Origin of the sequence: Pseudomonas sp. TWRC1-2 (assembly GCF_049896685.1) — a bacterium.
Taxonomy (GTDB): Bacteria; Pseudomonadota; Gammaproteobacteria; order Pseudomonadales; family Pseudomonadaceae; genus Aquipseudomonas.
On sequence record NZ_JAFCUU010000010.1, the window covers coordinates 197454 to 210779 of the forward strand.

General features: G+C 60.1%; 12 protein-coding genes. 4 read left to right on the plus strand and 8 right to left on the minus strand.

The annotated features are described in order from the left end of the window. Positions 1–188 precede the first annotated feature (188 nt). Positions 189–1505 (plus strand): bifunctional DedA family/phosphatase PAP2 family protein, encoded by a 1317-nt coding sequence (locus ACP7B3_RS25735; RefSeq protein ID WP_426181808.1) that lies wholly within the window; start codon positions 189–191, stop codon positions 1503–1505. On the opposite strand, the gene ACP7B3_RS25740 is transcribed toward ACP7B3_RS25735, so the two are convergent. From ACP7B3_RS25740 to ACP7B3_RS25750, 3 genes are read right to left on the minus strand one after another with little or no spacing between them, the layout of a single operon-like run. Continuing rightward, complete coding sequence (locus ACP7B3_RS25740; protein ID WP_145162492.1) at positions 1499–2092, minus strand: LON peptidase substrate-binding domain-containing protein; 594 nt, start codon at positions 2090–2092, stop codon at positions 1499–1501. The genes ACP7B3_RS25735 and ACP7B3_RS25740 overlap by 7 nt on opposite strands. 22 nt (positions 2093–2114) lie before the next feature. Continuing rightward, positions 2115–2831, minus strand: a complete 717-nt coding sequence (locus ACP7B3_RS25745; RefSeq protein ID WP_106579382.1) for an LrgB family protein — start codon at positions 2829–2831, stop codon at positions 2115–2117. Further along, the gene (locus tag ACP7B3_RS25750) at positions 2828–3181 is read right to left on the minus strand and encodes a CidA/LrgA family protein (RefSeq protein ID WP_145162495.1); all 354 of its coding nucleotides are present in this window, start codon (positions 3179–3181) and stop codon (positions 2828–2830) included. Before ACP7B3_RS25750 ends, ACP7B3_RS25745 begins: the two co-directional genes overlap by 4 nt. 158 nt (positions 3182–3339) lie before the next feature. On the opposite strand from ACP7B3_RS25750, the gene ACP7B3_RS25755 reads away from it, so the two are divergent. The 3 genes from ACP7B3_RS25755 to ACP7B3_RS25765 all read left to right on the plus strand — a co-directional run bounded on the left by ACP7B3_RS25755 (position 3340) and on the right by ACP7B3_RS25765 (position 6290). Then, complete coding sequence (locus ACP7B3_RS25755) at positions 3340–3795, plus strand: MaoC family dehydratase (RefSeq protein WP_145162498.1); 456 nt, start codon at positions 3340–3342, stop codon at positions 3793–3795. 105 nt (positions 3796–3900) lie between these two features. Further along, complete coding sequence (locus tag ACP7B3_RS25760) at positions 3901–5619, plus strand: C13 family peptidase (protein ID WP_145162501.1); 1719 nt, start codon at positions 3901–3903, stop codon at positions 5617–5619. A 29-nt stretch (positions 5620–5648) separates the two neighbouring features. Continuing rightward, positions 5649–6290: an oxidoreductase gene (locus ACP7B3_RS25765; protein WP_106579386.1), complete on the plus strand. Its 642-nt coding sequence runs from the start codon at positions 5649–5651 to the stop codon at positions 6288–6290. 147 nt (positions 6291–6437) lie between these two features. On the opposite strand, the gene ACP7B3_RS25770 is transcribed toward ACP7B3_RS25765, so the two are convergent. From ACP7B3_RS25770 to ACP7B3_RS25790, 5 genes are all read right to left on the minus strand, one after another. Beyond that, positions 6438–6722, minus strand: coding sequence for a YceK/YidQ family lipoprotein (locus tag ACP7B3_RS25770; protein ID WP_145162504.1), 285 nt, complete (start codon positions 6720–6722; stop codon positions 6438–6440). Continuing rightward, positions 6715–7344 (minus strand): flavin prenyltransferase UbiX, encoded by a 630-nt coding sequence (gene ubiX / locus ACP7B3_RS25775; RefSeq protein ID WP_003219402.1) that lies wholly within the window; start codon positions 7342–7344, stop codon positions 6715–6717. The genes ACP7B3_RS25770 and ubiX overlap by 8 nt, the downstream gene beginning before the upstream one ends. Continuing rightward, positions 7341–8690 (minus strand): UDP-N-acetylmuramate:L-alanyl-gamma-D-glutamyl-meso-diaminopimelate ligase, encoded by a 1350-nt coding sequence (gene mpl / locus ACP7B3_RS25780; RefSeq protein WP_145162507.1) that lies wholly within the window; start codon positions 8688–8690, stop codon positions 7341–7343. The genes ubiX and mpl overlap by 4 nt, the downstream gene beginning before the upstream one ends. 217 nt (positions 8691–8907) lie before the next feature. Further along, a complete protein-coding gene (locus tag ACP7B3_RS25785) occupies positions 8908–9879 on the minus strand; it encodes a hypothetical protein (protein ID WP_426181817.1) in 972 nt (323 codons plus the stop codon). Between the two features lie 195 nt (positions 9880–10074). Beyond that, on the minus strand, positions 10075–13095 hold the full coding sequence (locus tag ACP7B3_RS25790; RefSeq protein ID WP_426181820.1) for a hypothetical protein: 3021 nt from the start codon (positions 13093–13095) through the stop codon (positions 10075–10077). Positions 13096–13326 lie beyond the last annotated feature (231 nt).

The window sequence follows — 13326 nt, forward strand, 5'->3', positions numbered from 1 at the left end:
AGACTGCTGCTCGCGCGGGTCATTGATACCAGCCACACAGCAGATCCAATGTGGGAGCGGGCTTGCTCGCGAATGCGGTGTGTCAGCGGCGGATTCCTTCACTGAGACACCGCATTCGCGAGCAAGCCAGCTCCCACAATTGATCTTCACTGTCTCAGGTTTCGCAATACAGATATGGAGTTGATTGTATGGGCCAATGGCTCGATAGCATTACCGGCTGGCTGACCCTGAACCCGCAATGGCTGGCCGTCGCGGTGTTTATCGTCGCGTGCGTGGAGTGCCTGGCCATCGCCGGGCTGATCGTGCCGGGCACGGTGTTGCTGTTTGCCATTGCGGCGCTGGCCGGCAGTGGCGCGCTGTCCTTGAGTGAAACCCTGTTGCTGGGTTTCCTCGGCGGCTTGCTGGGCGATGGGGTTTCCTACTACCTGGGCCGACATTTCCATCAGAACATCCGACGCTTGCCCGGCCTGCGCCACCATCCTGAATGGATGAACGGCGCGGAAACCTACTTCCACAAATACGGCATCGCCAGCCTGTTGGTAGGACGTTTCATCGGCCCGTTGCGCCCGATGCTACCGATGGTGGCCGGGATGTGCGACATGCCCTTCCCGCGCTTTGCCGCCGTGAGCGTGTTGGCGGCAGCCGGCTGGTCGGTGGCCTATCTGCTGCCGGGCTGGGCCACCGGCGCGGCCTTTCGCCTGCCACTGCCAGCCGCTTTCTGGCCGCAGGCAGGTATCGTCGCGGCCTGCCTGGCGGTGTTGCTGGGCCTGAGCTTGAACAGCAGCCTGCGCGGCCATCGTCGCGCCACTTTGTGGATGGGTTGCGCCAGCCTGACGCTGTTGATCGCCCTGTTCATTGGCTACCCGCACCTCAATGACTTTGATCAAGGGTTGAGCGCACTGGTGCAGGAACACCGTAGCCCATGGCTGGACGAGGTGATGGTGCGGATCACCCAGCTGGGTGAGTTCAGGAAGATGTTTGTCGCCAGCGCCATCTTCACCGGTTTGTTGCTGCTGGCTCGGCAGTGGCGTCATGCGGTGTTCGTCGGCGCGACGCTGGCCGGCGCGGCGGTGATCAACACCGGCACCAAGCTGTTTTTCGCCCGTGGCCGGCCGGAAATCCTCACCGACCCGCTGACCAGTTTCAGCATGCCCAGCGGCCACGCCTCCGGCGCATTTGCGTTTTTCCTGGCGCTGGCGGTACTGGCCGGTCGCGGCCAACCCACCAGATTGCGCCTGACCTGGATGCTGCTGGGCTGTATTCCGGCGGCCTTCATTGCGCTGTCGCGGGTCTATCTCGGCGCGCATTGGCCCACGGACATCCTGGCCGGCACGTTGCTGGCGATGACGGTGTGTGCGTTCAGCCTGACCGTCACCCAGTATCAAAGCCCGCTGCCGGCCATGCCGCGCACGACCTGGTGGCTGCTGCTGCCGGTGCTGGTGGCGCTCATGAGTTTTATCGCCCTGACCGGCACCCCGCACGCCCTGCTGCGCTACGCCTACTGAGTGAAGAGCTCGCCCTGCAACTCGTCGAGCAACATCTGGATGGCGTCCAGGCGTTGCTGCGGGTCGTCGAGTTGCAGCAGGTCGATCTTGTCGGCCTCGGTGAACGGCAGCAGATAGGCCAGCTGGTTACCCAAGGCTTGCTGGCCATCGGCGTGGGTGCCCATGTCCAGCGAGGCAACCATCGGATGCTCAGCCAGCGCCTGGAGCAATGCCAGCAGGTCGGCGTCCTCTTCTTCCAGCGGTTGATCCGGCAGCTCTTCGAGCCACTGCACCTCGGCGACCAGTAGCTGGTCCTTCTGCACGCCGGTATCACGCACGCGGAACCTGCGCCCGCCTTCGACGCGAATCCCCAGCAGGCCGTTGTCCTGTTGCTTGAAGTCGCGAATCAGCGCTTCACAGCCGATCAGCGCGTAGCCGTCCGGGGCCATGCCCACTTCCCTGCCGCTTAAGATGCACACCACGCCGAAGCTTTCGCCCTTTTTCATGCAGCGGCTGATCATGTCCAGGTAGCGCGCCTCGAACAGTTGCAAGTCGAGGGTGCAGCCAGGGAACAGCACGGTATTGAGCGGGAACAGCGCCAGACTCATAGAGGTTTCCTTCAAACCCGGTTTAAACGATCACGGACACGGCCAGCGGCAGGAACACCGCCGTGGCCACGCCCATCAGACTCATGGCCAACGCCGCGAAGGCGCCGCACTCTTCGCTTTCCTGCAGCGCGACCGAGGTGCCGACCGCATGGGCGGTCATGCCCAGGGCCATGCCACGCGCTTCGGGGCTGTGCACGCCCAGGCGCGACAGGTACGCCGGGCCGATCATCGCGCCGACCACTCCGGTGATCAACACAAACACCGCCGCCAGGGCCGCCACGCCACCGATCTGCTCGGCCACCAGCATGGCAATCGGCGAGGTCACCGACTTGGGCGCCATGGTCATCAGCATCCTATGCTCAGCGCCAAACCACCAGCCCAGCAGCACACACAGGCCAGTGGCCAACACGCCCCCTACCACCAGCGTAGTAAAAATCGGCCAGAACAATTGGCGGATCCGCCGCAGGTTCAGAAACAGCGGCACCGCCAGAGCCACGGTCGCCGGGCCGAGCAGGATGCCCATGATCTCGGTGCTTTTGCGGTACTCGACGTAAGTCAGGCCACAACTGAGCAATACGCCGATCACCAGCAGCATGGACACCAGCACCGGCTGCAGGAAGATCCAGCGGGTTTTCTCGAAAGCCGCCAACACCAGTTGATAGGCACCAAGGGTGATACCGATGCCGAACAGAGGGTGATGAATGACCGCCGTCCATGCGCCTTGCCAATCGAAGGTCATTGATCCTTCTCCTTGCGCTTGACCATCTGCTGCATCAGCACGCCGACAAAGCCCATGGCGATCACCAGCGACAACACCAGTGCGCCGACGATAGCCCAGAAGTCGGCGGCGATGTCCCTGGCGTACACCATCACGCCCACGGCCGGCGGCACCAGCAGCAATGGCAAATAACGCAACAGGCTGCTGGCGGCCAGGCTCAAGGGCTCGCCGACTTCACCGCGCCAGATCAGAAAGCCCAGCATCAGCAGCAAGCCGATGATCGGCCCAGGCAGCACCGGCACCAGCAAATGGTTGATCGCGGTGCCGATCAATTGAAACAGCACCAGCCATGTCAGGCCCCTTAACAGCATCGGTTATCTCCCCCTCAAAACCCGCCCGCATTATAAGCACGCCGGCTCTATGCTTCGGCATTCGCCAAAAGCATGGTGGGTTGACCGGGTGGGTTGCCCATGATGATCTACCCTGGATTTGGCCCACCTATAAAAACGATGAACCAAGGAGAGTCGCAATGCCCTATGTACCTGTAGCGCAGCTCAAAGATTATGTCGGCAAGGAACTGGGACGTTCCGAATGGCTCACCATCGACCAGGCGCGTATCAACCTGTTCGCAGAGGCCACCGGCGATCATCAGTTCATCCACGTCGACCCGGTCAAGGCCGCGCAGACCCCGTTCGGCGGCACCATCGCCCACGGTTTCCTGTCGCTGTCGCTGATACCCAAGCTGATGGAAGACCTTCTGATCGTGCCTGAGGGCCTGAAGATGGCGGTCAACTATGGCCTGGACAGCGTGCGCTTCATCCAACCGGTCAAGGTCAACTCCAAGGTGCGCCTGAACGTGACGCTCAATGACGTCACCGAGAAAAAGCCTGGCCAATGGCTACTCAAAGCCACCGCCACCCTGGAAATCGACGGGCAGGAAAAACCGGCTTACGTCGCCGAGTCGTTGTCGCTCTACTTCGTGTAAGCCCGCGCCTGTGGTGGGGATATAAACCTCACCACAGCGTATGTAAATTTATGTATGAAACTCGCAGCTGCGGCATACTCGGCGCTCAATTATCCGGATCCCGCTATGCGCCCACTCGCTCCCCTTGCCCTTGCCCTGTTGCTCACCGCTTGCGGAGACGGCGAATCGCTGTTGCCGCCCGATGCGCGCCTGCCCGACGGCGGCCGTTACCGGGGCGATGTGGTCAATGGTTTGCTGCAAGGTCAAGGCCGGGTCGACTACCCCAACGGCAGTTGGTACGCCGGCCAGTTCGACAAAGGCCAATGGCACGGCCAGGGTGAATGGCATGGCAGTAACGGCGAGGTCTATAAAGGTCAGTTCAAGCAAGGCCTGTTCGATGGCCAGGGCAGCCTGACCACGGCGGGCAGCAGTTACGTCGGTGGTTTCAAGAATGGCCGGCGCAACGGCGAGGGCACCCTCAAAGAGGGGCAAATGACCTATCGCGGCGAATTCAAGGACGATCAATATTCCGGCCTTGGCCGCCTCGAGCTGGCCGACGGCAGCCAATACCAGGGCCAGTTCGCCCACGGCAAACCGAATGGCGAAGGCCAGCGTAACGACGACAGTGGCAACCAGTTCAGCGGTCACTTTGTCGATGGCCAACTCGAAGGCAATGGCACGTTCAACAGCGCCGACGGCGACATCTATGTCGGCCAGTTCAAACAGAACCAGCTCAACGGCAAAGGCCGCTATGAAAACGCCGACGGCGACGTGTGGATCGGCCAGTTCAAGGAAGGCGCCCTCAGCGGCAAAGGCGAGCTGATCGGCGTGGACGGCAGCCACTATGTCGGCCAGTTCAGCGACTGGCGCTTCACCGGCGAAGGCCGCTTGAACCTCACTGACGGCAGCTTCTATATCGGGGGTTTCGACAGCGACAGCTATCAAGGCAAGGGCACCCTCGTGCTCACCGATGGCACGGTAGAGGCCGGCACCTGGGTCAACGGCATGCGCGTGCGCGACGCCGACGGCAAGCTGCTGCCCGACCCGCTGGAAATCGGCATACTGGCCCAAGGCCGCTTGCTCGATGCCGCCCTCGCCGCCGTGCCCGCCTCCACCCCCGCCGTCGAGTTGTACACCCTGGTGCTGGCCGGCGACGGCAAGCAAAGCGTGTTCCTGCGCGAAGCCGATTACGTGAGCAACATGCTCGCTACCCGTTTCGGCGCGCGCGGGCAGATTCGCCTGGTCAACCACCGTGACCATATTGCCGACCGCCCTCTGGCCACGCGCGAAAGCCTGCGCCGCGCCGTGCAAACCCTTGCCGAGCGCACGGGGCCGGAGGACCTGGTGTTTATCTACATGACCAGCCATGGCACCCACGAACACGAACTGGTGCTCGACCAACCGCGCATGGAACTGGCCGACCTGCCGGCCGATGAACTCGCCGCCGTGCTCGCCCCCCTGAAAAACCGCGACAAGGTCATCGTGATTTCCGCCTGCTACTCCGGTGGGTTTATCCCGGCGCTCAAAGATGAGCGCACGCTGATCATGACCGCCTCGCGTGCCGATCGCGTGTCCTTTGGCTGCTCCGAGGAAGCGGACTTCACCTACTTTGGCGATGCCCTTTTCGCACAAGCTTTAAACCAGACAGATGACTTACAGCAGGCTTTCAAACTGGCACAAATGCACGTGGCCGAGCGCGAACAGGCGGACAACTTCGAAGCGTCCGAACCGCAGATCTGGGCGCCCAAAGGCGTGATCGCCCATTGGCAGTTATTACGTAAACAGCAGGCACGAAAGGCGCTCGAAAGCGTCTCAATGAATAGCAAGGAAGCCAAAGGCAACTAAGCTGTAACGTGTTACAAGGGGGAAACACCATGTACCTGACACCACAACATATCTTGCTCGCCGGGGCCTCGGGCCTCACCGGCGAACACCTGCTCGACCGCCTGCTCAACGAACCTACCGTGACCCGCGTACTGGCGCCTAGCCGCAAGCCGCTGGCTGAACACCCGCACCTGGAAAACCCGGTGGGTGACCCAGTGGCGTTGCTGCCGCAACTGAGCGGCCAGGTCGATATCGCCTTCTGCTGCCTGGGCACCACAATCAAACAGGCTGGCTCCGAAGCGGCCTTTCGCGCCGTCGACCTGGACATGGTGGTGGCCTTCGCCAAGCGCGCTCGGGAAATGGGCGCGCGGCACCTGATCGTGATCAGTGCAATTGGCGCCGACCCGAAATCCTCGATCTTCTACAACCGCGTCAAAGGCGAAATGGAACAGGCGTTGAAGGCTCAGGACTGGCCGCAACTGACCATCGCGCGCCCTTCGCTGCTGCTGGGAGAGCGCCTGGAACCACGCTTGGCTGAACAGCTCGCCGGGCCGTTGTCGCGGTTGATTCCAGGCAAGTACCACGGCATTGAAGTCTGCGAGCTGGCCCGGGCCATGTGGCGCCTGGCGCTGGAAGAGCAGGACGGGGTGCGGGTGGTCGAGTCGGATGAGCTACGCAAACTCGGCAAGTAACGTCGTTGAGCTCTGGCACGCAACAAACGGTGGGAGCGGACTTGCTCGCGAAGGCGGTGGACCAGTCAACTTAGGCATCGACTGACACGCCGCCTTCGCGAGCAAGCCCGCTCCCACATTGGTTTTGTGTTGCCTGCGAGGTCAGTGCTACAGACCACCGGTTGCATTGAAACCCACGCCCAATACCGTCAACGCCGACAACGGCAACAGCAGCGTGTCGAGCAACGCACTGGCCGGCAGGTCGATGTGCGGATAGCTCGGCGCTTCAGCGCCAAACCGGTCCTTGGCGCAACAGCCGCCGTTAATCGCATACAAATCCAGCCGTGTGCCGGCGTACACCACCGGCGCGCCAGGCTGCGCGGCGTCGAGCGTGCGCGCGGTGGCGCAGCCCGTCAGTTGCAGCGCCAGCATCACCAGCAGCGCCTTATTCATCGCTGCTCAAATGGTGCTCGCCCCAACGCGGCAGCATGTCCTGGGGAATATTCAGCAGGTTGAGAATCCGCGCGACCACGAAATCCACCAGGTCATCAATGGTCTGTGGCTGGTGATAGAAGCCGGGCGACGCCGGCAAGATGGTCACGCCCATGTTCGACAACTTGAGCATGTGCTCCAGATGGATACTCGAATACGGCGCCTCGCGCGGCACCAGAATCAGCTGGCGGCGCTCCTTCAAGGTCACGTCCGCCGCGCGCTCGATCAAGTTGTTGCAGGCGCCCGTCGCAATCGCCGACAAGGTGCCGGTCGAGCACGGCACCACCACCATCGCCGCCGGCGCTCCGGAGCCTGAGGCCACGGGCGACATCCAATCCTCTTTGCCGTAAACCTTGATCTGCCCTGCCGCCGCCCCCGTGTATTCGGTGAGGAAGGCTTGCATCATCTGCACTTTGGGCGGCAGCGCGACATCAGTTTCGGTGGCCAACACCAACTGCGCAGCCTTGGAGATCAAAAAATGCACCTCGCGGTCTTCGCGCACCAGGCAATCGAGCAGGCGCAGGCCATAGGGCGCGCCGGAGGCACCGGTCATCGCCAGCGTGACGCGTTCCGGGCCGCTCATTTCAGCGCCTCGGCCAGCTTGCCATGCAGGCCGCCGAAGCCACCGTTACTCATCACCACGATGTGGGTGCCCGGCGTGGCTTGATGCTTGACGTGTTCAATGATGCCCTCGATGGAATCGCAGACGGTGGAAGGCACAGTGCACAGCGCTGCAATGCCCGGCAGGTCCCAGCCAAGGTTGGGCGGCGCATACCAGACCACTTGGTCGGCGTCGTTGACGCTTTCCGGCAGGCCATCGCGGTGCGCGCCCAGCTTCATGGAATTGGAGCGCGGCTCGACAATGGCAATGATCGGCGCATCGCCAACCTGCTTGCGCAGGCCATCCAGCGTGGTGGCAATGGCCGTCGGGTGGTGGGCAAAGTCGTCGTAGATGGTAATGCCGTTGACGTCGGCGACTTTCTCCATGCGGCGTTTCACGCTTTTGAAGGCACTCAACGCGGCGATGCCCATGGCGGGCACCACGCCCACATGTCGCGCGGCCGCCAGGGTGACCAAGGCGTTGGCGACGTTGTGCTGGCCAGTCATGCCCCACTCGACGATGCCTTGGGCTTGCCCTTCAAACAGCACTTCAAATCTGGAACCGTCTTCGCTGAGCAGCTTGACCTGCCACTGCCCGCCCGCGCCGGTGGTTTGCACCGGGGTCCAGCAGCCCATGTCGATCACGCGCTGCAACGCCGGCTCGGTGGTCGGATGGATGACCAGGCCTTCGCTCGGAATGGTGCGCACCAAGTGGTGAAACTGGCGCTCGATGGCCGGCAGATCGGGGAAGATGTCGGCGTGATCGAACTCAAGGTTGTTCAGGATCGCCGTGCGCGGGCGGTAATGGACGAACTTGGAGCGTTTGTCGAAGAACGCGCTGTCGTATTCATCCGCCTCGATCACAAAGAACGGCGTGTCACCCAGGCGCGCCGATACCGCGAAGTTCTGCGGCACACCGCCAATCAAAAAGCCTGGGCTCATGCCCGCGTGTTCCAACACCCAGGCGAGCATGCTGCTGGTGGTGGTCTTGCCGTGAGTGCCGGCCACCGCGAGTACCCAGCGACCTTGCAGCACGTGGTCCGCCAGCCACTGCGGGCCGGAGACATAAGGCAAACCTTTATTGAGTACATACTCGACCGCCGGGTTGCCACGCACCATGGCGTTGCCGATCACCACCAGGTCTGGCACCGGGTCGAATTGCGACGGATCGTAGCCTTGGGTCAACTCGATACCCTGGGCCTGTAGTTGCGTGCTCATGGGCGGGTAAACATTGGCGTCGGAGCCGGTGACGTGGTGGCCCAGCTCTTTGGCCAGAACCGCCATCGAGCCCATGAAGGTGCCGCAAATACCGAGAATATGAATGTGCATGGTTGACCTCGTAAAACATCGAGGCAGGTTAGCGCAGGGAGGGGAAAATCGCACTCTTTAGCTGTCGCCGTGCAGCGCTGACGGGGGTCAATCCCGACGTGCGTTTACCGAAAAAGAAGTGCCGCCGCATACGCTGTGGTTGCCAGTACGCAACCCATCGACAGCACTTCTTTCATTGCTGGCTCCGTGGCTCGGAGCCTGGAACGTCGGCGCTCACCTAGGCGGCGCTGGCCCTATGCTTGACTTTCATTGCCCCCATCAACGCGGTAAGGGCCGCCATCCTGGACTCCAAGCCAAGCGCCCGGCTTTTGATGTCGTCTTTTGCGGCACCGGTTGAGGCGGCCTGAAAGGAAATACTCAGCTTCTGCGCTTCGTTGGCAAATGCCGGCTCAATGTAATCAAGCATCTCCTCGAGATAATCCATTCGCTCTTCATTTGTTTTCGCTACCCATTCCAAGCCTGGCTGTACATGCGGCTCGGAACGAAGATCCGCCAAGGTATTCGCCAACAGGAATACGCTCTTCTGACTATGATCCACCAAACGCCCATCCTGAACACTTTGCTCGGTGGCGGCCGTCTGCGTCGAACTGATGAGGGGTTTTACAACCTCCAGAATGGCTCCGCTGACGACCACGCCGACCGTCGACAGCGGTACTGTGACCGCGGCCGTGATGCTGGCGACTTTTGCAATGTCCTTGCGCTGAAGTGGAAGCGCGCGGTCCGCTTTCGCACTGCTGGCTTTCACCAACTCTACTGCGTTGTCTTCCAGGCCCTGTGCAGAAAACGGTTCGACTTCCTGGCCCTCTACTCGACCGGGCGTCGGCTGCGCAAACAGCTTATCTCGCAATCCAGCATCTTTCTGGGCTTGCCATTCTTTTTGATGCTTGGCGTGATAATCAGCCATTTCCGGTGTGTCAGGCGTATCAGGTGCCTCTCCCGGCGTGCGGGTACCGCTCGCATGGCCTGGCGCGCTGAAGCCATTCACGTGTGCGTCCACGAACTGCTGATCATAGGCCTGATTGCCAGCCCCGGGTTTACTGCCTGCCCCGCCTTCCAGTTTCGGCGCGTCAATCACTCGCGTAGAACCGGAAGGAACACCCGAGACATCCACCCTGTTGAAACCCGTGGAGAAAAGATCGCCGATCTTTGAGAATGCCAATGGCCGCGAGATTGAATTTGAAAACATCATAATGATTTACCTAATGGTTGATTAACATTAGAAAGTCATCCATTTCCTTCATTTAATACGTGGCAAAACAATCAATAACGTTCCGACCAGAGCCTATAAATATACAACCGATTAATTAGCATGCCACTTACCCACAGCCATAACTTCTCAAATACCAAGAGACCGTCACATAGCACAATGTAACTACTTGCCAAATTATTTGGCCGCAGGGGCTATCGCACTTACTACACCGAACTGCAGCAACTGAGGCCCAAACGGCGTATTAGTGAGAATATTGTAGGCGTACCATGCACCTTTCTTGAAAACTGCAACCACGGGGACCCACAAATTATTGCTTTGCGCGCGATGAAACCCCTTAACGATATCATCGTCCTTATAAACTTTTGTCACATCATAGCTGCGCCAGCGCCCTCTTAATCGGGACAACACCTCGTCGCCATGTTCAAGCACGTACTTGATATCTTTATACCCAGCGCTCGCGCCTCGATTAAGGTTTTTTGCAATATCGGCCGCATCGGTATAGCCCACCGAAGCGCCGACACCGGAAAAGACCGAACTCTTGATGACATTGCCGAGCGACTGACCGCCCTTGACTGCTTTTCGAGCCGTGTTAAGCGCCGGAAGCGCAAAGCCTAAAATATCGAAGCCGATATTAAAGATCGCGCCCGATACGTCACCCTTAATCGCGTCCTGAATACCGTCGTAGAAAGGGATAAGCCCAAGAAAAAAAGCCTTCAACTGTTTGTCGTAGCGCTTTCCTTTTTCTATCGCTGTCATGCCGGCCGCTTTGGACTTTAGCGCCTCATAGTCACGGGTAAAAAAGCTGGCTGCGGTGATACCAAGGGCACCGCTTTTGGCGGAAAAATACGTCCCGTGTAATGTACCGGGGCGTTCAAGGGGATCAGGCCCGTGGTGGGTCGCGCCGTATTGCGTATAGACGTTGTACGTGCCCGGAACACGGCCTTGGGTGCTCCCGCCAAAATAAGCGCCATCGTTAGCATTGGTGTGTTCACCCGGAAACCCGCTTTCCTTGACGAACCGCCCCAATGCCGGGAAGTAACTGTAGTAGCTGGCCTGGCCCGCACTCCCCGCTACTTTCATGAGCAAACCATGCCGGCCCTTGAGTGCCTCTATCTCCTGTGCTGTCGGCGTGCGGGGCTTGATATCGGCGTACAAGGAGAGCCCTGATACAGGCTCTGCACTGTTCCAGGACAATCCCGGTGCGGGCGCTGTATTGAGAAAGGGGCGAGACACCTCGATAAAACTGACCGCCGACTGTTCGATCCGCGCTTGATCCTCCCTGGGTAAAAGCGAAAGCTGATACTTAAACTGAATGGCCCAGGCACTGTCGTGCGCCACTTTATAGTTCTCAAACGTTGTAGAAAATACCTGATTGATATCGGGAACAAGTTGAGTAAGGCGTGGCGTTATTGCCGCCCAAGGCAGCACCTTGTTATTCAGCGACCGCCAGCGCTCTGGCTTGATCGGCCCGCTCATATAGACATCAAGCAGCGAAACAGGGTCATGTTTGACCCACGGTGCCTGCAATACTTTTTGGGTGGGGTCCAACTCAGGAAACACCCGCTTCAACTCGGCCGCCGCCAACTGCTCTCGCGTCGTCGCAGGCGCTGACAAGGTATCACGCGCCCATGCCAGTTCTTTTTGTTGTTTATTCAACGCCTCTTGGGAACGCTTGACGTCTGTGTACGTATAGTTGTGGTCGGGTTTATGCGCGATAACACCGTTGGCCAGGCCCCAGGTAATAATCGCAATGCCTGACGCAGCGCTCAGCTGATCCTCGCTTTCCAGGGACGTAAGTGGCGCTTCACCAAACGCCATGACCTGGCTGAACGTCATGTTCCCCGAAGCGCCAGGCACTTGTTGCTCTATACGTGAAACTTCGATGGAAAAGTTCGCCCATGTATGAGAGCCGTAAACAAGGTTAGGCGGGATGTCTTTTACCAAGAACTCCGGGGCGGCTGCCGCTAATAACAGCTGCGCAGCAAGAGGCGCCGCTTCAACTCCGACCTTACGCTCAAGGTGAGTGATGAAACTTTTGACGATGGTTGCAGGTGAGTAACCTGCGTTGTCCCTTTGATACAGGTTGTAGCCCGCCAGGTTGAAGCAGGACTTGCCCATTCCAGGATCAAGCTCTTGCACCAGAGCGACACTTACACTCTCAATGACACTGGTGGGCGTCTCAATCACCTTGATCTTTTTTTGTATCTCCTGACCCAGGGCCCGCGCCTTGGGTGATCGAATCAGCTGGTCCAATGCCGACGCAGGGTTGCTCGCCATCGTCGCCCTGGTGGCCTGAGGAAGCTCACTGATCAACCCCCGTAACAAGCTGCCCGCACCGGCACCCGCTTGAGGATTTGAACGGTGGTTTACTTGGGCCTTGTGCCATTGAACTACCGTTGCGCGGACCTTGCGCAGTGAGGTAGCGCTCAATAAACCAGCAATCGGCCTTGCCCCGCCAGCGTTCGCCCGCGGCGCCCGATGAGCAAGGTCAAAGGATAACGCCAGCGCCAAACCCTGGGCCTGCTGACTATTGACGGGCACTTTATGCCCATCCTGCCTGAGCATTTGCGCCACGCTCATCTGGCGGCGCTGCTCGCTGGCAAATCGGCTGGAACGCGGGTCGATCTGGAGCATGACCTGGTCCAGGTCGATGCTCCCGTTGGCGTCGTCTGCCTGAGACCTCAGCGCAGTCATGAGCGCATGACGGTCAGCGTCATCACCCAGCGCCGTCTGCTGCTGGGCCAACGCCTCTGCAGACCGCAGCGATGCATAAGCCGAGGGCGCGAATTCAAACAGCGCCTTATTCGCCAGCTTCTTGCGGTGCAAGGCCGCTTGCGCCGGCGTGAGGTCTATCGGCTGGTTGTAAAACCGGCCCACTGTGTACAACGGCACTTTGCCTTCCGGCCAGGGGTAACTGAACCCATGCTCGGGTTGAGGCGCGATCACCCTGGCAATCGACAACAGTGTTCGGGAAACATCGGACCACCCCGAATCGTCCCGCAGCGTAAAAGTCCGCACCTTGCCGTCGACGATACCGGCAAGCTCCCCGCGTGCCGGGTCCAGCTGCATGCCCGCCGTATCAAGCCCCTGCCCTTTTGCCCATGCGAGGAACCCAGGGGCTTTGAACGCGCTGTCCAGCTGGGCGCGCCAACGCCCAAGCGTGGACCCCGCGGGCACTTGAATATCAGGCGACATCCCCGACGTCTGGTAGGAACGCGTGGCCAATGCGCTAGCGAAGAACCTCGCCAATTGGGCATCACCCGTAGCACGGCACTCGGTGCTGTCCGGCAACGCGGTATTGCGCGCCTGTCCAATGGCAGGGTTATCGGCAGGCGCCGGGGCGGACTTCACGACCGGCGCCGCTGCATGAGTTGCAAAGATTGGCTGTGGACTAAACTTCGAAACATTAGTCATTCAACACCTCGC